Raw genomic sequence first — 25,015 nt, 5'->3', positions numbered from 1 at the left:
TTGCAGTACTTTCGGCCCGAAAAGCAGGAGCATCTTCGGCCATACCGCCAACACACAAACGCTGTCGCATGCTGTAAAAATTCGTGTACTCCAGACACGCCAACGCGGGAGCAAGCTCCCGCGCGGCGACATCCTACCAGTCACCGCCGCAAGGCAGTCAACCGGACGACCACTGACTTACTTGTGGTCTTTGACTTCTTCGAACTCGGCATCGACAACGTCGTCAGCCTTCTCAGCCGATTCGCCTTGCGGTGCAGCGCCTTCAGCAGGCTGGGCCTGTTCGGCGTACATCTTCTGCGCCACTGGAGCGGAGACTTTCGACAGCTCTTCAACCTTGGCTTCGATGGCAGCCTTGTCGTCGCCTTTAACGGCGGCTTCCAGGGCAACCACGGCAGCTTCGATTGCAGTCTTCTCTTCAGCCGTCACTTTATCGCCAGCGTCTGCGACCATTTTGCGAGTCGAGTGAACCAGCGCGTCGCCCTGGTTGCGGGCTGCTGCCAGCGCTTCGAACTTGCTGTCTTCCTCGGCGTTGGCTTCAGCATCGCGAATCATCTGCTGAATCTCTTCCTCGGACAGACCGGAGTTGGCCTTGATCACAATCGACTGAGTCTTGCCGGTAGCCTTGTCTTTCGCGCCGACATGCAGGATGCCGTTGGCGTCGATATCGAAGGTCACTTCAATCTGTGGCACGCCACGTGGTGCTGGTGGAATCTCGGCCAGGTCGAACTTGCCCAAGGACTTGTTCTGAGCAGCTTGCTTACGCTCACCTTGCAGCACGTGAATGGTCACGGCGCCCTGGTTGTCGTCGGCAGTCGAGAACACTTGCGATTTCTTGGTAGGAATCGTGGTGTTTTTCTCGATCAGCGCGGTCATCACACCACCCATGGTTTCGATACCCAGGGTCAGCGGGCTGACGTCGAGCAGCAGAACGTCTTTCACGTCACCGGCCAATACGGCGCCCTGGATAGCAGCACCCATGGCAACGGCTTCGTCCGGGTTCACGTCTTTACGTGCTTCTTTACCGAAGAACTCGGTCACCAACTTCTGAACCAGTGGCATACGGGTCTGACCGCCCACCAGGATCACGTCGTTGATAGCGCCAACGTCAATGCCGGAGTCTTTCAGAGCGATGCGGCAAGGTTCGATGGTGCGCTGAACCAGGTCTTCTACCAGCGCTTCAAGCTTGGCGCGGGAGATTTTCACGTTCAAGTGCTTAGGACCGGTGGCATCTGCAGTGATGTACGGCAGGTTCACGTCGGTCGACATGCTCGAAGACAGTTCGATCTTGGCTTTTTCAGCAGCTTCTTTCAGGCGCTGCATGGCCAGCGGGTCACCTTTGAGGTTCATGCCGCTTTCTTTCTTGAATTCGTCGACGAGGTAGTCGATCAGACGAATGTCAAAGTCTTCACCGCCCAGGAACGTGTCACCGTTGGTGGCCAATACTTCGAACTGGTGCTCACCATCGACTTCAGCGATTTCGATCACGGAAACGTCGAAAGTACCGCCGCCCAGGTCGTAAACGATCACGGTGTGATCGCCTTTCGCTTTGTCCATACCGTAAGCCAGTGCGGCTGCGGTCGGTTCGTTGATGATACGTTTAACGTCCAGGCCCGCGATGCGGCCGGCGTCTTTGGTCGCCTGACGCTGGCTGTCGTTGAAGTAGGCCGGAACGGTGATCACCGCTTCGGTCACAGGCTCGCCGAGGTAGTCTTCGGCGGTCTTCTTCATTTTCTTCAGAATTTCAGCCGAGATTTGTGGCGGCGACATTTTCTGGCCGTTCACTTCTACCCACGCGTCGCCGTTGTCAGCCTTGGCGATTTTGTAAGGGACCATCTTGATGTCTTTCTGCACGACTTCTTCGTCGAACTTACGACCGATCAGACGCTTCACCGCATACAGGGTGTTGTGCGGATTGGTCACTGCCTGACGCTTGGCCGACTGGCCCACGAGGATTTCGCCGTCGTTGGCGTAAGCGATGATCGACGGCGTGGTACGCGCGCCTTCGGCGTTTTCGATAACTTTGGCTACGCCGTTTTCAAGCACGGAGACGCAGGAGTTGGTAGTCCCCAGGTCGATACCGATAATTTTGCCCATGTTCACTCTCCCGAAACTTTGGATTTGGTTGCCGCAGCAGTGGTGGCTAACTGCGGTAATACTTAAACGCTTGACTTCTAAATGGGGGCCTTGCGGCTAATTTCAAGCCTGCTCGTCAATCGATGGCGAAACAGGTGCCGGGGCCTTGCTGACCACGACCATGGCCGGGCGCAGCAGACGTCCATTGAGCTGATAACCCTTCTGGAACACCTTGAGCACACTGTTCGGCTCGACGTCAGCGCTTTCCTGCATGGCCATTGCCTGGTGAAGAACGGCATTGAACGGTTCGCCATGCGGATCGATCGCTTCCAGCTGATAACGCTTCAGGGTGTCCTGGAACATTTTCAGGGTCAGCTCGATGCCTTCGCGCATAGGGCGGATGCTTTCGTCGTCCGGGTTGGACAACTCCAGGCCACGCTCCAGGCTGTCGATGATCGGCAGCAAATCGCCTGCAAATTTTTCCAGGGCGAATTTGTGCGCTTTTTCTACATCCTGCTCAGCGCGACGGCGGACGTTCTGCAGATCGGCGGCAACACGCAAAGCCTGATCCTGCGCGCCTGCCAGTTGCTCTTCGAGCACTTGTACACGAGCCGCGAGGTCTTCACCCGAAGCCGCGGAGCCCTGGTTGGCATCTTGATTTTGCGTATCCACTGTCTGTTCGTCAGCCATAGATTTCTCCTTTCAATATCGTCCGCGAGCTCAACTCGCGCTTCTGCCCAGCTATATGGGGCCGCAAAAATCAGCTTCAAGGGGTTTGCTGTGATTAACCCTACAAAAAACAGCTGCATTGTCATTCCTCGATGCACTGACGATTTCGTCGGATCAAGCAAATCAAGCTAAGCGAGGGCATTGTCAGGCGCAAATAAAACACTGTATAAATAACCAGACCTAAAGCCTGGGAGCGGCCTTTATGCTGGTGCACCTGTCCGTACACAACTACGCCATCGTCGAACATCTCGATCTCGAACTCGATCGCGGGATGAGCGTGATCACAGGGGAAACCGGCGCCGGCAAGTCGATCATGCTCGACGCCCTCGGCCTGACCCTCGGTGATCGCGCCGACAGTGGCGTCGTCCGCCCCGGCGCCGACAAGGCCGACATCCTGGCCACCTTCGACCTGGTCGACATTCCGGAAGCCAGTGCCTGGCTGGCCGAGCGCGACCTCGAAAGCGATGGCCCGTGCATCCTTCGCCGGGTGATCACCGCCGAAGGACGCTCGCGCGGCTATATCAATGGCACGCCCTGCCCCCTCGGGGATCTCAAGTCCCTGGGCGAGCTACTGATTGATATCCACAGCCAGCACGAACACCAATCCCTGCTCAAGACCGACACTCACCGCCGCCTGCTCGACGAGTACGCCGGCGCCACCGACCTTGCCCGCCAGGTTCAGCTCGCCGCCCAGCGCTGGCGCCAGACGCGCCAGGAACTGGAACGCCTGTCCAACTCCGGTGATGAGCAGCGCGCCCGCCATCAATTGCTGAGCTATCAACTCGAAGAACTGGAAAACCTTGGCCTCGGCGAAAGCGAACTGGAGCAGTTGGAGCAGGAACACAAAAACCTGACCAATGCCGAGACCTTGCTGGGCATCTGCCGACAAGTGGTCGAGCAATGCAGCGAAAGTGATTCCGGCAATGTCCTGAACGCCCTGACCGCCAGCCTTAATCGCCTGTCGAGCGTGAACAACTCGATTGGCGCGCTGGGCGAAGCCAGCAGCCTGCTGACCAGTGCGCAGATCCAGGTTGAAGAAGCCGTGGGCGAGCTGAACCGCTTCCTCGATAACTTCGATGCCGATCCGGCGCGCCTGCAATACCTGGAAGAACGCCTCGATGCGATCTACACCATGGCCCGCAAACACCGCATCCAGCCCACCGAGGTGGCCGAGATGCAGCAGCGATTGCTGGATGAAATCGAAACGTTGAATGCGAACGACGAATCCATCGAACGACTGAGTGACGAGCTGGCGTCCTATGCCCGCCACTATCAGGAGAAGGCGCGGGAATTGAGCGATTTGCGCCACCAGGCCTCAAGCAGCCTGGCCAGCGCCGTGGAGCAGGAAATCCAGCGACTGGGCATGCCTGGCGGTCGCTTCACCATCGAGCTGCGGCCCAACAGCAGCGACGAGTTGCTGCCTAACGGGCTCGAACAGGTAGAACTGCTGGTCAGTGCCAACCCCGGCCAGCCCTTGAAAGCCCTGGCAAAAGTAGCCTCGGGCGGTGAGCTATCGCGGATCAGCCTCGCGATTCAGGTGATCACCGCGCAGACTTCACGCGTACCAACCCTCGTATTCGACGAAGTGGACGTGGGTATCGGCGGACCGACCGCTGAGATTGTCGGCCAACTGTTGCGTCGTCTTGGCGAGCGCGGGCAGGTGTTGACGGTGACTCACTTGCCACAAGTGGCGGCACAGGGACATCAGCATCTATTTGTGCACAAGGTCCGTGGCGAGGATGCGACCCACACGGCCGTCTCCAAGCTCAGCAAGAATGATCGTGTCGAAGAAGTCGCCCGGATGCTGGGGGGTATCGACCTGACCAAGGAATCTTTGGCACACGCGAAAAAAATGGTCGTTACCGCAAAAATCTAGGAACGGCAGAAAGCACGAAGGCGACCCTGGGGTCGCCTTCGCTCGTTTCACGAACCTGAAGTTCGCGCGACATGCTTACTTTTTCTTGCGCACGTACAGCACAAGATTGTGATCAACCATCTCAAAGCCATACTTGTCGACAATGGCTTTCTGCAGACGCTCGATTTCTTCGTCGAAGAATTCGATCACTTCACTGGTCTCGACGTTGACCATATGGTCGTGATGCTTGCCGTCGTCCAGCTCGAAGACCGCATGGCCTCCGTCGAAGTTGTGCCGCACCACAAGGCCAGCTGCCTCGAACTGGGTCAGTACACGGTAAACCGTGGCCAGACCGACGTCCTCACCAGCCTCCATCAGCGCCTTGTAAACATCCTCGGCACTCATGTGGCGTTGCTCGGCGGAATCGAGCATTTGAAGAATCTTGACCCGTGGCAGGGTCACTTTGAGGCCGGCTTTGCGTAGTTCGCTATTTTCAACCATGGTCAGCTTTCTCGCGATGCTGCTTCGCAGCTTCTCTTAATGCGGGTATGATCGGCGTTTACGTTGTCCCAGCCAAGATAGTGGAAGTCGCCCACCGATGCAAAACACCAAGCTCTTGCTAACCAGTTTCACCTTTGTGGGACTGCTCGCACTCGCCGGTTGTTCATTCCCCGGGGTTTACAAAATCGACATCCAGCAGGGCAATGTCGTCACGCAGGACATGATAGACCAGTTACGCCCGGGAATGACCCGTCGGCAAGTACGGTTTATCATGGGCAACCCTCTGCTGACCGACACGTTCCATGCCGATCGCTGGGATTATCTGTACAGCCTGCAACCGGGTGGCGGTGAACGCCAACAGGAACGCATCAGCGTTATCTTCAACCCAAATGACCAACTTGTCAGCCTCTCTGGCGATTTCATGCCAGGCGTGAGCCGGGACGAAGCCATTCTCGGCAAGGACAGTGGCACTAACGTGACCGCACCTGCAGAAAACGCCGAGAAGCCGAAACCGGAAAAACCGGTCAAGCCGGGTTCGTTGCTGGATCAGATCCAGAAGGACGTGGACGGCGTAGAAACCGTTCCTGTCCCGACGCCAGAACCGCTGGACACCTCGCCGCAATAATTTGCGACGCAATAAAAAACCCGGAATGTCCGGGTTTTTTATTGCCTGGCGTTTGGCGCATCACTGATTCCGTGCTTTCGCCTCGGCAGCCTTGGCGGCGCGAAGCCGGCGAACCTCTTTCGGATCAGCCAGCAGCGGCCGATAAATCTCGATGCGATCCCCCGCCTGAAGCTGACGAGTATCGGGATCCGCGACCACCTTGCCGAAGATCCCCACCGGGCATTCAGCCAGGTCCAGCTCAGGGAACTCGCGATCCACTCCCGACGCCAGCAAAGCCGCGCGCACCGTCGCCCCCGCTGGCACTGTCACACTCAGAAGCACTTGACGATCAACGGCGGCATACACCACCTCAACCTCGATCACGGCCTCAACCATGCATTTGCTTGGCGCGCTGGCAGAACGCATCCACCAGCGTATTGGCCGCCTGATTGAACAAGGGCCCCAGCGTTGCGCGGACAATCGGCCCGGCGTAGTCGAACGAAAGGTCCAGGCTGATCTTGCAGGCCTTGTCGGTCAATGCCTTGAACACCCAGATGCCGTGCAACTGAGTGAAGGGCCCTTCCTCGAGATTCATTTCGATCGATTGCCCGTGCACCAGTGTGTTGCGCGTCACGAAATGCTGGCTGAGTCCACCCTTGGCCACACCTACACTCGCGCGCATATGCTCCTCAGAGCTTTCCAGGACTTCGGCCGACGAGCACCACGGCAGAAACTCCGGGTAACGCGCCACGTCATTGACCAGGTCATACAGCGCTTGCGCCGGATACGGCAGCAGGGCCGAACGTTGAATGTGTGTCGTCATGTCAGCGTCACTTCCACAGCTGGGCGGCAAACACTACGAGAATGCCGATGGGCGCTACATAGCGCATCAAAAACAGGGCCAGAGTGAACAGCCTGGGACTGCGGATCGACAACTCGTCGCGCACCGCTTCACGCCCCATCACCCAACCCGCAAACACCACGAAACACAAACCACCGAGAGGCAGCATGATCCGCGAGGTAAAGAAATCGATCACACCAAAGAAATCCAGGCCGCCGGTCGCACCCCATTGATAGAGATGGAACATCCCGCCTTCGTTCACGAAAAATTTGGCTTGCTTCCAGATATTGAAGGAAAACACCGTGCCCAGACCGACGAACCAGCACGTGAACGCCAGCCAGAACGTCACCCAGGCGCGACTGACTTTAGTACGCTCAACCAGGTAAGCCACCATCGGCTCCAGCAACGAAATCGCCGAACTCCAGGCCGCAATCGCTACCAGCACGAAGAACACTACGCCCATCAACTGGCCAAAGGCTATGTTACCAAAGGCAAATGGCAGGCTCACGAACATCAGGCCAGGGCCTTCACTCGGATTCAGGCCGGCAGCAAACACTATTGGAAACAACGCCAGGCCGGCCACGAGAGAAACAAAGGTATCGAGCAGCGCTACTCCGACGACAGTGCCTGAAATCGACGAATCCTTTGGCATGTAAGCGCCGTAGATCATGATCGAACCCACGCCCACGCTCAGGGAGAAGAACGCATGCCCCATGGCGGGCAGTAAACCGTCGAGGACTTTTTCCGGTTGGAAGTCGAACATGAAATGCACGCCCTCCATGAAATGGCCGGTGGTCATGCTGTAGCCCAGCAACACCAGAATCATTACAAAGAGCAACGGCATCATGATGCGCAGGCTGCGCTCAAGCCCGGCGACGACGCCTTTGGCAATCACAATGGCTGACAGCAGCATAAAAATCGTGTGCCAAAGTGTCAGTCGCCATGGATCGGCGATCACTTTGCCAAAGTAAGCGCCAACCTGATCAGGCGCTGCCCCCTGAAAATCGCCGCGCCCCATGTCGATGATGTAATCCAGCGACCAGCCGCCGACGACGCTATAGAAAGACAGGATCAACAGCGCCGTGATCATCCCGGCGAACGCGCCCCAGGACCACTTGCCCGAATGCCCCGCCTCCAGCGCCAGCACCTTCAAGGCGTTGGCCGGACTTTGCCGGGCGCGCCGGCCGATCAGGGTTTCCGCCAGCATGACCGGCACGCCGATCAGTGCGATACAGGCGAGGAACATCAACACAAATGCACCGCCGCCGTAGACCCCGACCATGTACGGGAACTTCCAGATGCTACCCAGGCCCACGGCCGAACCGGTCGCGGCGAGTATGAAGACCCAACGGCTAGCCCAACTGCCGTGGACAGAAACCTTGTCTGTCGACATCGTTACCACGTCCAAGCATTGAAAAAAGAGGGCGCATTGTCCGGGATTCAATCAACCTGCTCAAGCACGCTGCGTCACCGTAGCCGACTCGCTTGCAACTCCCTATAATGCCGCCCCTATGGCTAAACAGAAGAAACACCCAACAGGGACCATCGCGCAAAATAAAAAGGCGCGACACGATTACTTCATCGAACATCGGTTCGAGGCTGGTCTGGTCCTGGCCGGCTGGGAAGTAAAAAGTCTGCGGGCAAGCAAGCTACAGCTGGTTGACAGTTATGTACTGCTCAAGGATGGCGAAGCCTGGCTGCTCGGCAGCCACATTACGCCCCTGACGACCGCCAGCACCCACGTCATCGCTGATCCGACGCGCACCCGAAAATTGTTGCTCAACCGCCGCGAGCTGGAAAAGCTGGCCGCCGCCGTGCAGCAAAAGGGTTACGCCTGCGTGTGCCTGTCCTGGTACTGGAGCAAGCACATGGTCAAGTGCGAGATCGCGCTGGGCAAGGGCAAGAAGGAATACGACAAGCGTGATACCGAACGCGAACGCGACGCCGGTCGCGAGTTGCAGCGTGCGGTGCGCAACAAGGGCAAGGAAGAGTAGCTCTCCGACCCCGGCGCATTTTGTGGCGAGGGAGCTTGCTCCCGCTCGGCTGCGAAGCAGTCGCAAACCGGTAAATACAATCTTGTATTGACTGGTTTGAGGGCCGCTTCGCGCCCCAGCGGGAGCAAGCTCCCTCGCCACAGACGCTCTCTACATTCCCTTGCGCCGCTCCGCCCGGGCCATGCGCTGCACTTCCTGACGCACCTCTTCCAGTACTTCCTGCACATACAAAATGTGTCGACTGGAAACTTCCCGCGCCTGTTCCGCCCTTCCTTCGATAATCGCCACGTACAACTCGCGGTGCTGCGCGATCAGCATGTCGCGGGTTTCAGTGCGCTGTTTGTACATACCACCGATGTTGGTCACCACGTTGCGCTTGAGCAAATCGAACAGTCCACGAATCGTGTGGAGCAACACTGCGTTGTGACTGGCCTCGGCAATCGCCAGGTGAAATTTCGCATCCGCCGCGCCCTCTTCCGCCCGGCTCACTTCATCGTGGCGCGTGTAGCAATCCTGCAATTCATTAAAGGCCGCGGTCAGTCGCTCGCGGTCGACATCCGTGGCGCGCAGCGCTGCGTAATAGGCGCAGGACGCTTCCAGGGTGTGGCGAAACTCCAGCAAATCACGCTGGGCTTCGGGGTTGCTTTCCAGCAGATGAAGAAGTGGATCACTGAACGTCGTGCCCAGTGATTCCACCACATAATTTCCGCCACCCTGGCGACTGACCAGCAAGCCCTTGGCCGCCAGCTTCTGAATCGCTTCGCGCAACGAAGGGCGTGACACACCGAACTGCTCGGCCAGCGCGCGTTCTGCCGGCAAGCGCTCACCTGCCTTCAGCGTGCCCTCGAGGATCATCCCCTCGAGCCGCTCGACAATATCGTCAGACAAACGGCGCTGACGAATTTGATCAAACCCCATAACTCAAATCTCCGCGATCCCGACGGCTCGCCGGGCTCTCTATTCTGGCCTATCGGCGCTATGCCAGCACCCACCCGACGGCATTTGTTCGAGCGCATCACTCGGAAACCACAGCGCGTGTTCGACAAAAGTTTTAGGGCGGCAAATTGACACACCGCCTACAAGGCTTTTACCCTAGCGAACAGCGATTGTAAATTGGTATTACCAATTAACCAAGAACGCTGACAGTGCATGACCAACAACAATTAGGGGCCACCCCATATGCAAACCTGGCAACAGCTCTATACCCCGCTCGGCAGCCTCGGCTTTTCCGCGCTCGCGGCCGTCATTCCCATCGTGTTTTTCTTTCTGGCGTTGGCCGTGTTCCGGCTCAAAGGGCACGTGGCGGGCAGCATCACGCTGGCCTTGTCCATCGCCGTGGCCATTTTCGCTTTCCAGATGCCGGTCGACATGGCATTCGCCGCCGCCGGGTATGGCTTCGCCTACGGCTTGTGGCCGATTGCGTGGATCATCGTGGCAGCGGTTTTCCTCTACAAGCTGACGGTCAAGAGCGGTCAGTTCGAGGTGATTCGCAGCTCCGTCCTGTCGATCACCGACGACCAGCGCTTGCAGGTGCTGCTGATCGGTTTCTGCTTCGGTGCGTTCCTTGAAGGTGCAGCCGGTTTCGGCGCACCGGTAGCGATTACTGCCGCACTGCTTGTAGGACTGGGCTTCAATCCGCTGTACGCCGCAGGCCTGTGCCTGATCGCCAACACCGCGCCGGTGGCGTTTGGTGCCCTGGGGATTCCAATCATCGTCGCCGGGCAAGTGACTGGTATCGATGCGTTCAAGATCGGCGCCATGACCGGCCGCCAATTGCCGCTGCTGTCGCTGTTCGTGCCGTTCTGGCTGGTGTTCATGATGGATGGCCTGCGCGGCGTGCGGGAAACCTGGCCGGCAGCGCTGGTGGCCGGCTTGAGCTTTGCCATCACCCAATACTTCACGTCAAACTTCATCGGCCCTGAGTTGCCGGACATCACCTCGGCCCTGGCCAGCCTGATCTCCCTGACGCTGTTCCTGAAAGTCTGGCAGCCAAAACGCGCTGCAGGCCAACACATCGCAGGCGCGGTCTCGGCCTCCGTTGTGACTGCCAGCGCCGGCGGTTTCGGCCAGCCGCGCACAACCGTGGCTTCGCCTTACAGCCTGGGTGAAATTTTCAAGGCCTGGTCGCCGTTCCTGATCCTCACCGTACTGGTCACCATCTGGACCCTGAAGCCGTTCAAGGCGATGTTTGCCGCTGGCGGTTCGATGTACGGCTGGGTGTTCAACTTCGCGATCCCGCACCTCGATCAAATGGTGATCAAGGTCGCCCCGATCGTGACCGCGCCAACCGCCATTCCGGCCGTGTTCAAACTTGATCCGATTTCCGCGACCGGCACGGCGATTTTCTTCTCCGCGCTGATCTCGATGCTGGTGCTGAAAATCAATCTCAAAACTGGTCTGACCACTTTTAGAGAGACGTTCTACGAGCTGCGCTGGCCGATTCTGTCCATCGGTATGGTGCTGGCGTTTGCTTTCGTCACCAACTACTCGGGCATGTCCTCGACAATGGCACTGGTACTGGCAGGCACCGGCGCGGCGTTCCCGTTCTTCTCGCCGTTCCTCGGCTGGCTGGGCGTGTTCCTCACCGGTTCCGATACCTCGTCCAACGCGCTGTTCAGTTCGTTGCAGGCGACTACCGCACACCAGATCGGCGTCAACGACACCTTGCTGGTCGCGGCAAACACCAGCGGCGGCGTCACCGGCAAGATGATCTCGCCACAATCGATCGCCGTGGCCTGCGCCGCGACCGGGCTGGTGGGCAAGGAGTCGGATCTGTTCCGCTTCACCCTCAAGCACAGTCTGTTCTTTGCAACAATCGTCGGCTTGATCACGTTGGCTCAGGCCTACTGGTTCACCGGCATGCTGGTGCACTAAGTACTACGAGAAAAAACGCAAAAACCGACGCCGGACCACGATTCCGGCGTCAGCTATTCACAACCCGGTCTGTAAGGCTGCTGAAAGCATCACTCACTATATTCAGCAGCCTCAGCGGACGGATAACCGGGCCCACCCGGAGACACGCCTGATGAGCGAGCTTTTTTACAACGCCGTGCCGAACGCAACACGCGTCGCCCCGCCACTGCCCGAGCCTCGGCAATACCCCGGCGAAAAACCGTCACGGGTCTACCTGTTCGGGACCTGCGTGGTGGATTTGTTCTACCCGGAAGCCGGAATGGACGCGATTCACCTGTTGGAACGCGAAGGCATCCGTGTCGAGTACCCGCAGGGGCAAAGCTGTTGCGGGCAACCGGCCTACACCTCTGGTTACACCGACCAGGCCCGGGCCGTTGCACGCTCGCAATTGGCGCTGTTCGCTGGCGATTATCCAGTGGTAGTGCCGTCGGGATCGTGTGCCGGCATGTTGCGCGAACACTACGCCGACTTGTTCAAGGACGAGCCGCAAACACTGAAACAGGTTCAGGCCCTGGCAGCCCGGACTTACGAGTTGGCCGAGTTTCTGTTGTTCGTCTGCAAGGTGCAGCTCAAGGACAGTGGCGAACCGGTAAAAGTGGCGCTGCACACCTCGTGCTCGGCACGTCGTGAGATGAACACCCACTTGCACGGCCGCGAGTTGTTGGCGCAGCTGGGCAATGTGGAACGTGTCGACCATAGCCATGAAAGTGAATGCTGTGGCTTTGGTGGGACTTTCAGCGTCCGTATGCCGGACATTTCCGGCGCGATGGTGGCTGACAAGACCCGGTCGTTGAAGGAATCCGGGGCGCACAAGGTACTCAGTGCCGACTGCGGTTGCCTGATGAACATCAACGGCTCGCTGGAGAAACAGAAGGAAGCGTTACGCGGTCAGCATCTGGCCAGCTTCCTCTGGCAGCGAACCGGAGGCGGCCAATGAACGCTTCCGCGATTATTCCTACGGTTGCCGTAGAAGAAGATTTCCGCACCCGCGCTCACACCGCGCTGGGTGACAAGCAGTTGCGAAACAACTTTCGCACTGCGATGGATTCACTGATGACAAAACGGGCAGCGTCCTTCAGCGATGCCCACGAAAGAGAACATTTGCGAGCACTGGGCAATGCGGTCCGCGCCCGTGCGTTATCGAAGTTGCCCGACCTGCTCGAGCAACTTGAACGGAACCTGACCCGCAACGGTGTGACAGTGCACTGGGCGGAAACGGTGGACGAAGCCAATGGCATCGTCCTCTCGATCATCCGCGCTCACGAGGGGCGGCAAGTGATCAAGGGCAAATCGATGGTCAGCGAAGAAATGGAAATGAACCATTTCCTCGCTGATCGGGGCATTGAATGCCTGGAATCGGACATGGGCGAGTACATCGTCCAGCTCGACCACGAGAAGCCTTCACACATTATTATGCCGGCGATCCACAAGAATGCCGGTCAGGTCGCGTCCTTGTTCCACGACAAACTTGGCGTGGAGTACACCAAGGACGTTGACCAACTCATTCAGATCGGTCGCAAAGTCTTGCGACAGAAATTCTTCGAAGCGGACATCGGCGTCTCCGGCGTCAACTTCGCCGTGGCCGAAACCGGCACTCTGCTGCTGGTGGAAAACGAAGGCAACGGGCGCATGACGACTACGGTGCCGCCGGTGCACATCGCTGTCACCGGCATCGAAAAAGTCGTGGAAAACCTGCGCGACGTGGTGCCCCTGTTGTCGCTGCTGACCCGCTCAGCGCTCGGCCAGCCCATCACCACCTACGTCAACATGATCTCCGGCCCGCGCAAGGCCCATGAACTCGACGGCCCGCAGGAAGTGCATCTGGTGCTGCTGGACAACGGTCGCAGCCAGGCCTTTGCCGACAGTGAATTGCGCCAGACCCTGAACTGCATTCGCTGCGGCGCCTGTATGAATCATTGCCCGGTCTACACTCGAATCGGCGGCCACGCCTATGGGGAGGTTTACCCTGGGCCTATCGGAAAAATCATCACCCCGCACATGGTCGGTCTGGCGAATGTCCCGGACCATCCGAGCGCATCGTCGTTGTGCGGTGCTTGCGGTGAAGTGTGCCCGGTAAAAATTCCTATCCCCGCTTTGCTGCGTCGCCTACGGGAAGAGAACGTCAAAGCCCCGGACAGTCCGCATCAAGTCATGCGCGGCCAGGGCAGCAAATATTCGCGCAAGGAACGCTTTATCTGGAATGCCTGGGCAAAGCTCAACAGCTCGCCGACGCTGTACCGGCTGTTCGGCTTTTTCGCTACACGACTGCGCGCCCTCGCACCGAGCAACGTTGGCCCGTGGACGCAAAACCACAGCGCCCCGAAACCCGCTGCCCGCTCACTGCACGACATGGCCCGCGAGCATCTGGCCAAACAGGGAGACCGCCGATGAGCGCCAAACAGAATATCCTCGCCAAGTTACGCAATAGTCTGACCGGCACCACGCCCGTGCCGGACGAATTCGACGTCGAACTGGTGACAGCGCCCTACACCTACGCGCCCGAGCAACGTATTCCGCAATTGCGCAAACTGATGGAAGCGGTCCACACGGAAATCCATCTGACCTCCGTCGAAGGCTGGCCCGCCCTGCTCGCACAATTGCTTCGAGATCGCCAATTGCCGAGCCTGCTGATCGCACCGACGACGCCTCACGGTCAACGTATCGCTCAGCACTGGGAGAAAAATCCGGGGCTACCAACGCTCAAGTCCTACGACCGTCCGGTCGAAGAATGGAAAGCCGAGCTGTTCAACGACACGCCCGCCAGCCTGACCGGAACCCTCGGTGCAATCGCGGCCACAGGCAGTCTGATTGTCTGGCCGACACGCGAAGAACCGCGCTTGATGAGCCTGGTGCCGCCGGTGCATTTTGCCCTGCTCAAGGCCAGTGAAATCCGCGACAACTTCTATCAGGTGCAGCAGGAATTCAACTGGGCGCAAGGCATGCCGACCAACGCACTGCTGGTCTCCGGCCCGTCGAAGACCGCCGACATCGAGCAAGTCCTGGCCTACGGCGCTCACGGTCCGAAAGACCTGGTGGTTTTGATCCTGGAGGACCAATGAGTCTACCGGCAGCTTTCCTGCGAGATGCACAGAAACTCATCCCTGAAGACCGACGTTTCGACGATCCACTGTCGACATTGGCCTTCGGCACCGACGCCAGTTTCTACCGGTTGATTCCGAAACTGGTGATCCGTGTCGAATCCGAAGACGAAGTGGTGGCGCTGCTCGGACTGGCGCAACGGGATCGAGTCCCGGTGACCTTCCGCGCCGCCGGCACCAGCCTGTCCGGCCAGGCCATCAGCGATTCAGTGCTGATCGTGCTGGGGGATAACTGGAACGGTCGGGAGATCCGCGGCCAGGGCACGCAAATCCGCCTGCAACCGGGCGTGATCGGCGCGCAGGCCAATGCCTGGCTGGCACCGTTCGGACGCAAGATCGGCCCGGACCCGGCGTCGATCAATGCCTGCAAAATCGGTGGCATTGTCGCCAACAATGCCAGCGGCATGTGCTGCGGCACGGCGCAAAACACCTATCACACGCTGGCCGGTATTCGCCTGGTGCTCGCCGACGGCAGCCGCCTCGATACCGAAGATGCGGCGAGTCTCGCGGCATTTCGCCAGAGCCACGCAGCACTGCTTGATCGTCTGGCGGCGCTGGGCCGCGAGACCCGCGCCAACTCCGAATTGGCCGCAAAAATCCGCCACAAATATCGCCTGAAAAATACCACCGGCCTGTCACTCAACGCCCTGGTGGATTTCGACGAGCCTGTGGATATCTTGAGCCACTTGCTGGTGGGTTCCGAAGGCACCCTCGGGTTCATCAGCGCCGTGACTTACGACACCGTGATCGACCACCCGAACAAGGCCTCGGCGCTGATCGTGTTCCCGGATGTGGAAACCTGCTGCAATGCCGTGACTGTGCTGAAAAGCCAACCGGTGTCAGCCGTGGAACTGCTGGACCGCCGCAGTCTGCGATCGGTGCAGAACAAACCCGGCATGCCGGCTTTCGTACAGCACCTGTCGAACAATGCCTGCGCCCTGCTGATCGAATCCCGCGCCGCGTCGTCCACTTTGCTGCACGAGCAACTGACGCAAATCATGGCGTCGCTGGCCTCATTCCCGGTGGAGAAGCAGGTCGACTTCACCGAAGACCCCGTCGAAAACGCTCGTCTGTGGGCGATTCGCAAGGACACCTTTCCCGCCGTCGGTGCGGTGCGCAAAACCGGCACCACGGTGATCATCGAAGACGTGACCTTCCCGGTGGAACAACTGGCCATCGGCGTAAACCGTCTGATCGAGCTGTTCGACAAACATCACTACGACGAAGCGATTCTTTTCGGACACGCCCTGGAAGGCAATCTGCACTTTGTCTTCACCCAGGGCTTCAACAACCCGGAAGAAGTCGCACGCTATCAGGCGTTCATGGATGACGTCGCGCAATTGGTCGCCGTGGAATTCGGCGGTTCGCTGAAGGCCGAGCACGGCACCGGCCGCAATATGGCGCCCTTCGTCGAACTGGAATGGGGTAGCGATGCCTACCAGTTGATGTGGCAGCTCAAGCGCCTGCTCGACCCGAATGGCATTCTCAATCCCGACGTAGTGCTCAGCGACGATCCGCAGATCCACCTGAAAAACCTGAAACCGCTGCCGGCCGCCGACGAGATTGTGGACAAGTGCATCGAGTGCGGTTTCTGCGAACCGGTTTGCCCGTCGAAGGGCCTGACCCTGAGCCCGCGCCAGCGCATCGTGATCTGGCGGGACATTCAGGCCAAAAAACGCGCCGGCGTGGACACCACTGAACTCGAAGCCGCTTATGAATACCAGGGCATCGACACCTGCGCCGCCACCGGTTTGTGCGCCCAGCGTTGTCCTGTAGGAATCAACACCGGCGAGCTGGTGAAAAAGCTCCGCAGCCGTAACGCAACGCATACGAAAACTGCTAATTGGCTTGAAGGCAATTTCGCCACCGCGTTGCAAGGCGCGCGTTTCACCCTGCATGTGGCTAACGGTGCGCGGATGCTGCTGGGGGCGCCACGCCTGGCGAAACTTTCGGCGACGTTGACGAAGCTGTCCAAAGGTCAGGTCCCGCAATGGACCAACGCCATGCCGCAGCCGGAAAAGGCCATTCGCTTCAGCCCGACCGTGACGGATGCGCGTCCGCGAGTGGTGTACCTGGCCGCTTGCGTCTCGCGGGTGATGGGGCCTGCGGCGGGTGATAAAGAACAAATGTCGCTGTACGACAAAACCCGTGGCCTGCTGGAAAAAGCCGGTTACCAGGTCGTCTTTCCGGACAATCAGGACAGCCTCTGCTGCGGTCAGCCGTTCGCCTCCAAGGGTTACGCCGAGCAAGCCGAACACAAACGCCAGGAACTGATCGGCGCGTTGCTGCACGCCAGCCGTGGCGGGCTCGACCCGATCTACTGCGACACCAGCCCTTGCACGCTGCGCCTGGTTCAGGACTTGGGTGATGTTCGACTGGACCTGTACGATCCGGTGCGTTTCATCCGTACGCATTTGATGGACCGGCTTGAATTCACGCCACAGGAAGCGCCCATCGCCGTGCACGTCACGTGCAGCACTCAACACTTGGGAGAGAGCCAGGCGCTGATTGATCTGGCGCGTAAATGCAGCAAGAACGTGGTCATTCCCGAGGGCATTCACTGCTGTGGATTTGCCGGCGACAAGGGCTTTACCACGCCGGAGCTGAACGCCCATTCACTGCGCACGCTCAAGGATGCGGTGCAACAGTGCAGCGAAGGGATTTCCACCAGCCGCACCTGTGAGATCGGTCTGACGCAACACGGGGGAATTGACTACCACGGGCTGGTCTATCTGGTGGACCGAGTCACTAGGGCGAGGGCCCTCTGAAGAAAAATAGAACCCTGACGCACGGTCGTAGTCCACTGGTTAAGCCCGGCCATTGCCGGGCCTTACCCAAACTTGGCAGCCCGTCCTGATGGCCAGCAAATGCCTGGCACCTCAGTTCAAGGAGATACTCATGAAACGTTCTGTACTGTTAGGTCTGTTCGTTACTGTCTCACTGATGGCGTCCCCGTCGTTTGCCGCGGAAGACCTCTGCGCGGTCAACTTGAAAACCATCGAAAATGCCAAGACACAGATTCCTCCGGATATGACTGAACAGGTCATGGACAGCGTCAAGAAAGCCAAAGCTGATCATGCAAAAGGCACCAAGGAAGGGACTGATGATTGCGTCGCCGAGACCACCAAAACCATTCAGTCCATTCAGAAGACCAGTGACGGCGGCAAACCCTAGCCCCATCCTGCAGCTCCCAGCGTCATCCCAATGAACACACCAAAACCCGCCAAGTGCGGGTTTTGGTGCAACTGGGGTCTGGTTCTATCAAAAAGTTTTTCCATAGCCTTTTTTGCAAGAACCGAATTCCTGCGCAGCGCCGTAGTCTTTTAAGTAGGCCTCATCAATCGTGGCTTATTTTCCGACCTCGGCCGAGCCGCACGCTCATACGGCAGCACCGAGACCATCAGTTCAAGGAGATATCCATGAAACGTACCGCACTCGCTGGTCTGTTCATTTCTGCTGCTATGTTGGCCTCCCCCGTCTTTGCCGCGGACAACAACCTCTGCACGAGCAAGCTTCAAGAGCTCAAAAGCAAAGTGAACTCACTGCCGGCGAGTTCCAGCAACACCGCTATGGAGATCAAAAGACTGATGTCCAGCGCCGAAGCGTCCCAGGCATCCGGGGACGACAAAAAATGCGTCACCGAGGCCACCCAGGCATCGGCACTCGCTGACAAACTGCGCAATGAAGCCAATCCATAATCGCTGGTGACCAACGCGGGTTGGCCTTCTGAGCCGCGTTGGCGTACACTGCACAGGCTTGTTGCTCACTTGGATTCACGGAGCAGCAGGCTCGGGGCCGTTTAGGATTCGACGCCGGTTGCGAAACTTTAGGTGCATGCCGAGTTGGTAACAGAACTCGTAAATCCACTGTTGCAACTTTCTATAGTTGCCAATGACGAAACCTACGGGGAATACGCTCTCGCTGCGTAAGCAGCCTTAGCCCTTCCCTTCTGGTACCTTCGGGTCCAGCAATCATCAGGGGATGTCTGTAAACCCAAAGTGATTGTCATATAGAACAGAATCGCCGTGCAGTACGTTGTGGACGAAGCGGCTAAAACTTACACAACTCGCCCAAAGCACCCTGCCCGTCGGGTCGCTGAGGGTTAACTTAATAGACACGGCTACGCATGTAGTACCGACAGCGGAGTACTGGCGGACGGGGGTTCAAATCCCCCCGGCTCCACCACTTCATCATCTAAAGACGTCCACGGACGTCTTTTTTTGTGCCTGAAATCCAGTAAATACGGGGGTTTCAGGGCCATTGAGCTCCACAGCGCTTCAGGCAGATCCATTTTGAAATGTATTCCAAGGCGTATTCCAAGCCCGTGACTGGTAAATTTTGGAATACACAAACAGCGTTGGAGTACCCATGGGAGCCCGAGCCACACGCCTTTCAGACATGAAAATCAGAGCCGCCAAGCCCAAGGACAAAGACTACACATTGACCGACGGCGACGGCCTTCAGTTACGAGTCCGAACCAACGGTTCGAGGCTTTGGAATTTCAACTACATCCATCCCGTCACCAAGAAACGGATCAACATGGGACTGGGAACATTCCCGGAACTCAGCCTGGCACATGCGCGTAAACGCACGGTTGAAGCCAGGGAACTGGTCGCCCAGGGACTGGACCCGAAAGAGCAACGCGATGCAGATCGCCAAGCGAAAAAAGCCGCGACAGAGCACACCTTTCAAAACGTGGCGACAGCCTGGTTTGAACTGAAGAAAGACGCGGTGACAACCGCCTACGCTGAAGACATTTGGCGCTCGCTCACGCTGCACATCTTCCCGGAACTACACGCGACCCCGATTTCTGAAATCAGCGCGCCTCAGGTCATCAAGTTGCTTAGGCCACTTGAAACCAAAGGCAGCTTGGAAACGGTCAAGCGCCTGACCCAACGCCTCAACGAAATCATGACTTACGGGGTGAACTACGGACTCATTCATGCCAACCCCCTGAGCGGAATTCGATCAGTCTTCAAAAAACCAAAGAAGAAAAACATGGCGGCATTGCCCCCCGATGAGCTCAATGAACTTATGGTGGCAATTGCCAACGCCAGCATCAAAAGAACCACCCGATGCCTCATTGAATGGCAGCTCCACACGATGACTCGGCCTGCAGAAGCTGCGACCACCCGATGGGCTGACATCGACTTCAAGAAGAAGATCTGGACGATCCCAGCGGAACGCATGAAGAAACGTCGCACACACATCATCCCGCTCACGGAGAACGCTTTGGCACTCCTGGAAGCCATCAAGCCCTACAGCGGACACAGGGAGTACGTATTTCCCGCCGACCGCAATCCTCGCACCCATTGCAACAGCCAGACCGCCAACATGGCGCTGAAACGGATGGGGTTTGAAGGGCGACTCGTAAGCCACGGAATGCGCTCCATGGCGAGCACCATCCTGAACGAGCATGCCTGGGATGCCGAACTGATTGAGGTTGCCCTGGCTCATGTCGACAAAGACGAGGTTAGAAGCGCTTACAACCGCGCAGACTACATTGAGCGTCGACGCCCAATGATGGCCTGGTGGAGCGAGCACATTCAAAAGGCGGCCACGGGTGACTTTTCAATAGCAGCAATCCATGAAACCAGAAGCCAGAAAGTCGTCTCAATTCGTTAATCAGAGTCAACTTGATGGCGACGGCGGCGACAACCCTCGTCGCCTCTGACCACGGGGGGGGGGGCGACAAACTGGCCACCGTCGCCACCAAAGTGTCGATCTTACTTTTCCGCCATAGCCGCTGCGGTCGGTAAGGATTCGCAGCTACGCTCGCAGTGGCTCGCGTAGCGATCTTACAAACTGTAATAAATCTATCTAGAGCCACCGAGATCCAAGGTCTTCTACGTCAGTTGCATTCCCCGATGTCCCGGTTGATCGCTAGTCGACCGCGGGGTACACCAACGCCTCACGAGGAGCAGGTGGCGGCGATTCCGAGTAGTTGTAGAGCGCTGAGACTACGACACATCGTCGTGCTTTCTCCTAAGTAACGAGGAAAAAACCGACCTCATAAGGAGATTGTTGCCGATGCAATTGTGCGAAAAATGCGATCCACCGCGCCCTCTGCTGGACTATCGGCCCCAACCATTGACCTACCCGGTCGAAGCGCTGGGTGAACTCCTGGGGGGCGCGGTAGAACGGATGGCAGAGGTCATCGGCGCACCGAGTGCCATGGCCGCACAATCGGTGCTGGCCACCGCAGCTCTAGTGACTCAAGGCCACGTCAACGTACAACTCGATGGCCGCACCTATCCACTGTCTCTGTATCTGCTGACGGTCGCATCATCAGGTGACCGTAAAAGTGCGGTGGATCATCAAGCACTCTTCGCAGCGCGTAACTGGGAGCGAGAGCAGTGGTCCGTTTACACGGAAAAGCTCAACGCGTACCAATCAGCCATCCGTCTTAAGGCAAAAGCCCATCGACAGGAAAAGCATGAAATCTGTGACCTCTCCGAACCCGTCCAGCCCAGGCTGATCTCCACCGACCCCACCATCGAAGCCCTCATTAAAAACCTGTGTTATGGGTTGCCGAGCATGGGCCTGTTCAATGACGAAGGCGGTCAATTCCTCGGTGGCAGCACCATGAGCAAAGAGAACCAGCTCAAAGCAATCACTACGCTGTCGAGAATCTGGGATGGCAGTCCCATTGACCGGACACGGTCCATGCCCGGGGAAAGCCTGCGAGCCTATGATCGTCGTCTCAGCATGCATCTGATGCTGCAGCCGTACCTGGCTAACCAGTTCCTCAAAGATCCGATGATCAATGGCCAAGGTGTGCTCGGCAGATTCCTGATCAGTTGGCCTGAACGCTTGATCGGTCAGCGCCTGTACAAGGCGGTAGATCTGACGCAAGACGCCAAAGTCCAACGCTACCAAACGCACATCACTAATCTACTGAGGAAACCGTTAGCGACCAACAAGGACGGATCACTCAAGCTCACGACATTGGAGCTGACGGACAGCGCCCGCATGGCCTGGATAGATATTCACGACACCATAGAGTGCCAGTCTGGCGAGTTCGGCGAGCTGGCCGGTGTTCAATCCGTCGCAAGTAAAGCTGCTGCCAACGTACTGCGCATCGCGGGGGTCCTAGCGGCAATCGAAGAAGCCGTTGCCTTGAACGAAGAGCATATTCAGCGCGCTTCAACGCTAATGGATTATTACCTGGCCGAGATCCAGCGCTTGACTGAGCAAGAGCCGGTTAACACCCTACGTGAGGAAGCGGATCGTTTATTACGCTGGCTGAAGCAGAAAGGCTGGACCCGTTTTACCATCCGAGACATCAATCGCAACGGCCCTCGCTTTGCACGCAAGAGCTGTAATCACACCGCCACGCTTCTCGTTGAGTTACTCACAACGAACTGTGTGAAGAGCCAAGACGCCAAGACTTTTGAGGTGTGCCGTGTTCCGTCTGAATGACGCAGTGCGCCGCTTCCAGTCGAAAAATCAGACGCCCCCTGTCCTGCGGTGTGTCGCCACGTCCGTCGCCAAGCTGTCGCCAGATGCCAACCATGGCATCCCGCAGGTTGTCGCCAGTGTCGCCGCTGTCGCCACATCCAGCTCAGCCCCTGTCGACATCAAACTGCTGATCCAGCAATTGCGTAATGACGGGGTGGTGTTGCACCACCATGAAAATACTCTGCACATACGACCCAGGCACTGGCATCAGCTGGACCAAATCAACGGATCCTGGAAAGCCATGCTTCTTTTCCTCCAAACGAACGAAATGGATGACCAGGGTGTGGATCGTTCAGCGTGAGAACCATGACGTTGGCTATCTCCAACTGCGGTCCGCCAACGCACAAAGATCTGGTCGCCAGCGCTTACATCTCTACGGTGAACTAGTCATAAGGCTCTCCGTCCTCAGACCGACAACGTTCACGAGATACTGACCGATAAGGTTTGGCGAAAGAATCGATGCATGCCTGCAGCCCCGTGAGCGACCACCGCTGGCTGATCAAAGGCTTGCCCCGCTACACCCAAATCTGAAGATGAAAGTGCCGGCCCGTAAATATCCCTAGGACAACATTCGGGAACATTCGATAGTCGGTTTTCGGATTGACGGCAAATGTCAGCTAATGCAATTTACAAACTCACACTAGCCGCCAGGATCTTCGAGACGGCACTGTGGTTTTCCGCAGGATCCTCCCGTTAACGCGTCGCTTCCGGAAGCGCGAACAGTCGACTTGAATGTCGATGGAAGCATGATATTCCCCACCCAAGACGGGCCTAGCCCGTCTTGGGGCAGGCCTTTTTTAATTTTGGAGGCCTTAATGAAAAATCGACTGCTAATGTACAAAGCCCTAAAGGCGATCAACGTGCCTGAGCAGCAAATCGAAGCAGTTATCCAAGCCATGGATTCTGATATGCATATATCTACTGCATGCATATCCGATCCTGACTTCGCACAATTTCGGGCAGAGCTATCCCGATTTCGGCTGAGTCTCATTGTAGATATTGGCGTGATGCTCTCCCTCGTGGTGGCGATTCTCCTCGCTGGGATTGCGCTTATCCACTGACAAAGTCTCTCTTCCAGCCACAACCGGGAACCACCTGTTCTAGGACAGGTGGTTTTTTGTTTCTTAGGTACCAGTCACTGGATTACGCAGGCGGTGTCTACTAGTCGGCACGCCTAGACAGGTGCAAACGTACGGCTGAGGGCAGCACTCTGGCAAAAGTAGACACTCAAACGAGAACTAGAATCTAGAGTTAACACAGACCTACGTATTAAACGACTCCCTCATCGCAATCGAAAAGATTTGAAGTAAAGCTCGCACAAACAAATCTCCTCATCTCATAGTGCGCTTGACCCTGTACGTTCTCAGAAAGCAAAAAAGCCTCATTACCGAGCTAGGCATGCAACAGAGAACTGCATATATAGATAAACATATTGAAGATAATCTTTTTACAATAAATCTTCCCCAAGAACGCGACACCAAATTTGCTTCACCCACAAGCGAAATCGATGAAGTTGCTGCCTTGCCACCCGCTAAAAGTGAGACAAAGCAAAACAAAAAATATTTAATATTCTCATGGCGCTCAGCTAAGTTTAGCTTATCAACATAAACGCTTAACTTTTCATACAGTTTTTTAGCGCGCTCAGAGTGCCCCTCTAAAGGTATCAATTTTTTTTCATCCAAGTCATTCATCGTCAGCGCCAAAACTGATGGCATAGTTCTGCATTTATTTGAAAGCTCTCCACACAAAATCGAATTCATCTTACTTATTTCCCCTCTCGATAAGAGAAAATCTAGCCATCCGTCTTCATAGCGGCGAACTTTGGGATCGCTGGAAATTGCTTGCCTAGAAAGTGATTTTGAAGCTTTAAATACTTTGTTGCAGATCAGTGTTTCACTAGCAAGCAGAAGGTTGTTCGAACATTCCATTGCGAGCACTGAATATCCTTCCTGATAAAACTGCAAGTAGCTTTGTATCGACTGATTAAGCTCTACCACCTGCCTTTCATCAAATTTTGTTTGGGAGGCAACGACTAGGTAAAGGCACCCCAACAAAGACATACAACACCACAAATGATCATATACGTGCTTGAACTTTTGACTTTTAAAAATATTTGAAACTATTAACCCGCCTCCCCAACCCAGCAAAAAGGAGAGAACAAAAACAACGCCACTATTCCATAAGCCTCCTAAATAGCCTGGACCCAATAGAAATTCCTCAGGAGCATAATTGGATATCTCAAAATCAAACCCCATGGCACTTATAACCCCCGGAGCCATCACTCCTAACAGCACCAATGAGCCAGTTCGACGCCCTAACACAAACCCGCCTCTAACTACAATCAACAAGAAAACTGGAAACAGCACAAGTATTAGACCAGTTATTTTTCTAACTCCAATCGTAGGATCTAGATTTAACAGGAGAAAGGGAACACCGGGCTCATATATGCCATTTATATAGCCAAACAACCCAATACCTTCTAAATTCTGAGCAAGACCATACGCTGCCAGATGTGCTATATATGCATACGGCTTAATAAACAAATACCAAAATTCCATCAAACCCTCTCTTTTGTGTAAAGATTTGAAACATATAAATATACAAACAGATTTACATCACCACCCATCAAGGTCCGACGAATCCGTGGACACTCTGGAAGAGTTCCATAATGAAGGACAGCGATCCACAGCCCAAGCGGTCAATAAGCACGTTTCTGGTTTCGCTCGATAGCGAATGCTCAAGCGACGGCATCGACATTCGGTGAACCGCCCTCAATTTAGTAGACACGTCTGAATGACCGTTTTTTGGCCGTTTTATGCCGTTAGCGTCCAGTCCAAGCGGGCGACGTCGGAATTGTTGGTTGTAATCGTACCCTGCGATTAGGTCAGAGTTGAGGGAAATGTTGATCAATCTCTGCCATAACGTTATCGGCCACCAAGCGGATTT

Annotated in this window: 22 protein-coding genes and 1 other RNA gene; 15 read left to right on the top strand and 8 right to left on the bottom strand. The window is 56.7% G+C overall.

From position 1 onward, the window contains the following. Positions 1 to 177: 177 nt before the first annotated feature. Positions 178 to 2,094, bottom strand: a complete 1,917-nt coding sequence (gene dnaK / locus ACM1ZW_RS12850) for a molecular chaperone DnaK (RefSeq protein ID WP_017336462.1) — start codon at positions 2,092 to 2,094, stop codon at positions 178 to 180. A 102-nt stretch (positions 2,095 to 2,196) separates the two neighbouring features. Then, positions 2,197 to 2,763, bottom strand: coding sequence for a nucleotide exchange factor GrpE (gene grpE / locus ACM1ZW_RS12845; protein WP_017336461.1), 567 nt, complete (start codon positions 2,761 to 2,763; stop codon positions 2,197 to 2,199). 241 nt (positions 2,764 to 3,004) lie between these two features. On the opposite strand from grpE, the gene recN reads away from it, so the two are divergent. After that, positions 3,005 to 4,678, top strand: a complete 1,674-nt coding sequence (recN, locus tag ACM1ZW_RS12840) for a DNA repair protein RecN (protein ID WP_017336460.1) — start codon at positions 3,005 to 3,007, stop codon at positions 4,676 to 4,678. 75 nt (positions 4,679 to 4,753) lie between these two features. Here recN and fur read toward each other — a convergent pair whose 3' ends face one another. After that, positions 4,754 to 5,158, bottom strand: coding sequence for a ferric iron uptake transcriptional regulator (gene fur, locus ACM1ZW_RS12835; RefSeq protein ID WP_003197684.1), 405 nt, complete (start codon positions 5,156 to 5,158; stop codon positions 4,754 to 4,756). 97 nt (positions 5,159 to 5,255) lie between these two features. Here fur and ACM1ZW_RS12830 point away from each other — a divergent pair, with 97 nt between their 5' ends. After that, on the top strand, positions 5,256 to 5,783 hold the full coding sequence (locus ACM1ZW_RS12830; RefSeq protein WP_017336459.1) for an outer membrane protein assembly factor BamE: 528 nt from the start codon (positions 5,256 to 5,258) through the stop codon (positions 5,781 to 5,783). Between the two features lie 60 nt (positions 5,784 to 5,843). On the opposite strand, the gene ACM1ZW_RS12825 is transcribed toward ACM1ZW_RS12830, so the two are convergent. From ACM1ZW_RS12825 to ACM1ZW_RS12815, 3 genes are read right to left on the bottom strand one after another with little or no spacing between them, the layout of a single operon-like run. After that, positions 5,844 to 6,158: an RnfH family protein gene (locus tag ACM1ZW_RS12825; protein WP_414879337.1), complete on the bottom strand. Its 315-nt coding sequence runs from the start codon at positions 6,156 to 6,158 to the stop codon at positions 5,844 to 5,846. Then, positions 6,151 to 6,585 carry a type II toxin-antitoxin system RatA family toxin gene (locus ACM1ZW_RS12820; protein ID WP_017336457.1) on the bottom strand — a complete coding sequence of 145 codons (435 nt, stop codon included), beginning with the start codon at positions 6,583 to 6,585 and terminating at the stop codon, positions 6,151 to 6,153. Before ACM1ZW_RS12820 ends, ACM1ZW_RS12825 begins: the two co-directional genes overlap by 8 nt. 7 nt (positions 6,586 to 6,592) lie before the next feature. Next, on the bottom strand, positions 6,593 to 7,996 hold the full coding sequence (locus ACM1ZW_RS12815) for a sodium-dependent transporter (RefSeq protein ID WP_017336456.1): 1,404 nt from the start codon (positions 7,994 to 7,996) through the stop codon (positions 6,593 to 6,595). A 118-nt stretch (positions 7,997 to 8,114) separates the two neighbouring features. On the opposite strand from ACM1ZW_RS12815, the gene smpB reads away from it, so the two are divergent. Then, the gene (smpB, locus tag ACM1ZW_RS12810; RefSeq protein WP_008029800.1) at positions 8,115 to 8,597 is read left to right on the top strand and encodes an SsrA-binding protein SmpB; all 483 of its coding nucleotides are present in this window, start codon (positions 8,115 to 8,117) and stop codon (positions 8,595 to 8,597) included. A 150-nt stretch (positions 8,598 to 8,747) separates the two neighbouring features. Here smpB and ACM1ZW_RS12805 read toward each other — a convergent pair whose 3' ends face one another. Then, positions 8,748 to 9,515, bottom strand: a complete 768-nt coding sequence (locus ACM1ZW_RS12805; RefSeq protein WP_416740660.1) for a GntR family transcriptional regulator — start codon at positions 9,513 to 9,515, stop codon at positions 8,748 to 8,750. A gap of 261 nt (positions 9,516 to 9,776) precedes the next feature. On the opposite strand from ACM1ZW_RS12805, the gene ACM1ZW_RS12800 reads away from it, so the two are divergent. From ACM1ZW_RS12800 to ACM1ZW_RS12745, 12 genes are all read left to right on the top strand, one after another. Then, complete coding sequence (locus ACM1ZW_RS12800) at positions 9,777 to 11,471, top strand: lactate permease LctP family transporter (protein ID WP_017336454.1); 1,695 nt, start codon at positions 9,777 to 9,779, stop codon at positions 11,469 to 11,471. 151 nt (positions 11,472 to 11,622) lie between these two features. Beyond that, a complete protein-coding gene (locus ACM1ZW_RS12795; RefSeq protein WP_017336453.1) occupies positions 11,623 to 12,447 on the top strand; it encodes a (Fe-S)-binding protein in 825 nt (274 codons plus the stop codon). After that, positions 12,444 to 13,901: a LutB/LldF family L-lactate oxidation iron-sulfur protein gene (locus ACM1ZW_RS12790; RefSeq protein WP_017336452.1), complete on the top strand. Its 1,458-nt coding sequence runs from the start codon at positions 12,444 to 12,446 to the stop codon at positions 13,899 to 13,901. Before ACM1ZW_RS12795 ends, ACM1ZW_RS12790 begins: the two co-directional genes overlap by 4 nt. Continuing rightward, complete coding sequence (locus ACM1ZW_RS12785; protein WP_416740659.1) at positions 13,898 to 14,569, top strand: LutC/YkgG family protein; 672 nt, start codon at positions 13,898 to 13,900, stop codon at positions 14,567 to 14,569. Before ACM1ZW_RS12790 ends, ACM1ZW_RS12785 begins: the two co-directional genes overlap by 4 nt. After that, positions 14,566 to 17,376, top strand: coding sequence for an FAD-binding and (Fe-S)-binding domain-containing protein (locus ACM1ZW_RS12780; protein ID WP_416740658.1), 2,811 nt, complete (start codon positions 14,566 to 14,568; stop codon positions 17,374 to 17,376). The genes ACM1ZW_RS12785 and ACM1ZW_RS12780 overlap by 4 nt, the downstream gene beginning before the upstream one ends. Before the next feature lie 130 nt (positions 17,377 to 17,506). Beyond that, positions 17,507 to 17,782: a hypothetical protein gene (locus ACM1ZW_RS12775; RefSeq protein WP_414879334.1), complete on the top strand. Its 276-nt coding sequence runs from the start codon at positions 17,507 to 17,509 to the stop codon at positions 17,780 to 17,782. Between the two features lie 245 nt (positions 17,783 to 18,027). After that, positions 18,028 to 18,306: a hypothetical protein gene (locus ACM1ZW_RS12770; RefSeq protein WP_017336448.1), complete on the top strand. Its 279-nt coding sequence runs from the start codon at positions 18,028 to 18,030 to the stop codon at positions 18,304 to 18,306. Between the two features lie 93 nt (positions 18,307 to 18,399). Further along, positions 18,400 to 18,793: a transfer-messenger RNA gene (ssrA, locus tag ACM1ZW_RS12765) on the top strand. Between the two features lie 183 nt (positions 18,794 to 18,976). Beyond that, positions 18,977 to 20,233 carry an integrase domain-containing protein gene (locus tag ACM1ZW_RS12760; RefSeq protein WP_416740657.1) on the top strand — a complete coding sequence of 419 codons (1,257 nt, stop codon included), beginning with the start codon at positions 18,977 to 18,979 and terminating at the stop codon, positions 20,231 to 20,233. Positions 20,234 to 20,638: 405 nt separating this feature from the next. After that, positions 20,639 to 22,030, top strand: coding sequence for a YfjI family protein (locus ACM1ZW_RS12755; protein WP_416740656.1), 1,392 nt, complete (start codon positions 20,639 to 20,641; stop codon positions 22,028 to 22,030). After that, positions 22,014 to 22,370, top strand: a complete 357-nt coding sequence (locus ACM1ZW_RS12750) for a hypothetical protein (RefSeq protein WP_416740655.1) — start codon at positions 22,014 to 22,016, stop codon at positions 22,368 to 22,370. The genes ACM1ZW_RS12755 and ACM1ZW_RS12750 overlap by 17 nt, the downstream gene beginning before the upstream one ends. A 514-nt stretch (positions 22,371 to 22,884) precedes the next feature. Next, positions 22,885 to 23,130: a hypothetical protein gene (locus ACM1ZW_RS12745; protein ID WP_416740654.1), complete on the top strand. Its 246-nt coding sequence runs from the start codon at positions 22,885 to 22,887 to the stop codon at positions 23,128 to 23,130. A 270-nt stretch (positions 23,131 to 23,400) separates the two neighbouring features. On the opposite strand, the gene ACM1ZW_RS12740 is transcribed toward ACM1ZW_RS12745, so the two are convergent. After that, positions 23,401 to 24,627 (bottom strand): hypothetical protein, encoded by a 1,227-nt coding sequence (locus ACM1ZW_RS12740; RefSeq protein ID WP_416740653.1) that lies wholly within the window; start codon positions 24,625 to 24,627, stop codon positions 23,401 to 23,403. Positions 24,628 to 25,015 lie beyond the last annotated feature (388 nt).

The organism is Pseudomonas sp. NFX71, from assembly GCF_048079215.1.
GTDB classification, from domain to species: domain Bacteria; phylum Pseudomonadota; class Gammaproteobacteria; order Pseudomonadales; family Pseudomonadaceae; genus Aquipseudomonas; species Aquipseudomonas fluorescens_B.
This window is presented reverse-complemented; position numbering and strand designations above follow the sequence as displayed.

Excerpts from the sequence above, each read along its gene's own strand:
- ACM1ZW_RS12830 (WP_017336459.1), top strand. The coding sequence starts at position 5,256 with ATGCAAAACACCAAGCTCTTGCTAACCAGTTTCACCTTTGTGGGACTG.
- ACM1ZW_RS12770 (WP_017336448.1), top strand. The coding sequence starts at position 18,028 with ATGAAACGTACCGCACTCGCTGGTCTGTTCATTTCTGCTGCTATGTTG.
- ACM1ZW_RS12825 (WP_414879337.1), bottom strand. The coding sequence starts at position 6,158 with ATGGTTGAGGCCGTGATCGAGGTTGAGGTGGTGTATGCCGCCGTTGAT.
- ACM1ZW_RS12815 (WP_017336456.1), bottom strand. The coding sequence starts at position 7,996 with ATGTCGACAGACAAGGTTTCTGTCCACGGCAGTTGGGCTAGCCGTTGG.
- dnaK (WP_017336462.1), bottom strand. The coding sequence starts at position 2,094 with ATGGGCAAAATTATCGGTATCGACCTGGGGACTACCAACTCCTGCGTC.
- ACM1ZW_RS12820 (WP_017336457.1), bottom strand. The coding sequence starts at position 6,585 with ATGACGACACACATTCAACGTTCGGCCCTGCTGCCGTATCCGGCGCAA.
- ACM1ZW_RS12740 (WP_416740653.1), bottom strand. The coding sequence starts at position 24,627 with ATGGAATTTTGGTATTTGTTTATTAAGCCGTATGCATATATAGCACAT.
- fur (WP_003197684.1), bottom strand. The coding sequence starts at position 5,158 with ATGGTTGAAAATAGCGAACTACGCAAAGCCGGCCTCAAAGTGACCCTG.
- grpE (WP_017336461.1), bottom strand. The coding sequence starts at position 2,763 with ATGGCTGACGAACAGACAGTGGATACGCAAAATCAAGATGCCAACCAG.
- ACM1ZW_RS12745 (WP_416740654.1), top strand. The coding sequence starts at position 22,885 with ATGAAAAATCGACTGCTAATGTACAAAGCCCTAAAGGCGATCAACGTG.
- ACM1ZW_RS12760 (WP_416740657.1), top strand. The coding sequence starts at position 18,977 with ATGGGAGCCCGAGCCACACGCCTTTCAGACATGAAAATCAGAGCCGCC.
- ACM1ZW_RS12805 (WP_416740660.1), bottom strand. The coding sequence starts at position 9,515 with ATGGGGTTTGATCAAATTCGTCAGCGCCGTTTGTCTGACGATATTGTC.
- ACM1ZW_RS12800 (WP_017336454.1), top strand. The coding sequence starts at position 9,777 with ATGCAAACCTGGCAACAGCTCTATACCCCGCTCGGCAGCCTCGGCTTT.
- ACM1ZW_RS12785 (WP_416740659.1), top strand. The coding sequence starts at position 13,898 with ATGAGCGCCAAACAGAATATCCTCGCCAAGTTACGCAATAGTCTGACC.
- ACM1ZW_RS12775 (WP_414879334.1), top strand. The coding sequence starts at position 17,507 with ATGAAACGTTCTGTACTGTTAGGTCTGTTCGTTACTGTCTCACTGATG.
- ACM1ZW_RS12755 (WP_416740656.1), top strand. The coding sequence starts at position 20,639 with ATGCAATTGTGCGAAAAATGCGATCCACCGCGCCCTCTGCTGGACTAT.
- recN (WP_017336460.1), top strand. The coding sequence starts at position 3,005 with ATGCTGGTGCACCTGTCCGTACACAACTACGCCATCGTCGAACATCTC.
- ACM1ZW_RS12780 (WP_416740658.1), top strand. The coding sequence starts at position 14,566 with ATGAGTCTACCGGCAGCTTTCCTGCGAGATGCACAGAAACTCATCCCT.
- ACM1ZW_RS12795 (WP_017336453.1), top strand. The coding sequence starts at position 11,623 with ATGAGCGAGCTTTTTTACAACGCCGTGCCGAACGCAACACGCGTCGCC.
- ACM1ZW_RS12790 (WP_017336452.1), top strand. The coding sequence starts at position 12,444 with ATGAACGCTTCCGCGATTATTCCTACGGTTGCCGTAGAAGAAGATTTC.
- smpB (WP_008029800.1), top strand. The coding sequence starts at position 8,115 with ATGGCTAAACAGAAGAAACACCCAACAGGGACCATCGCGCAAAATAAA.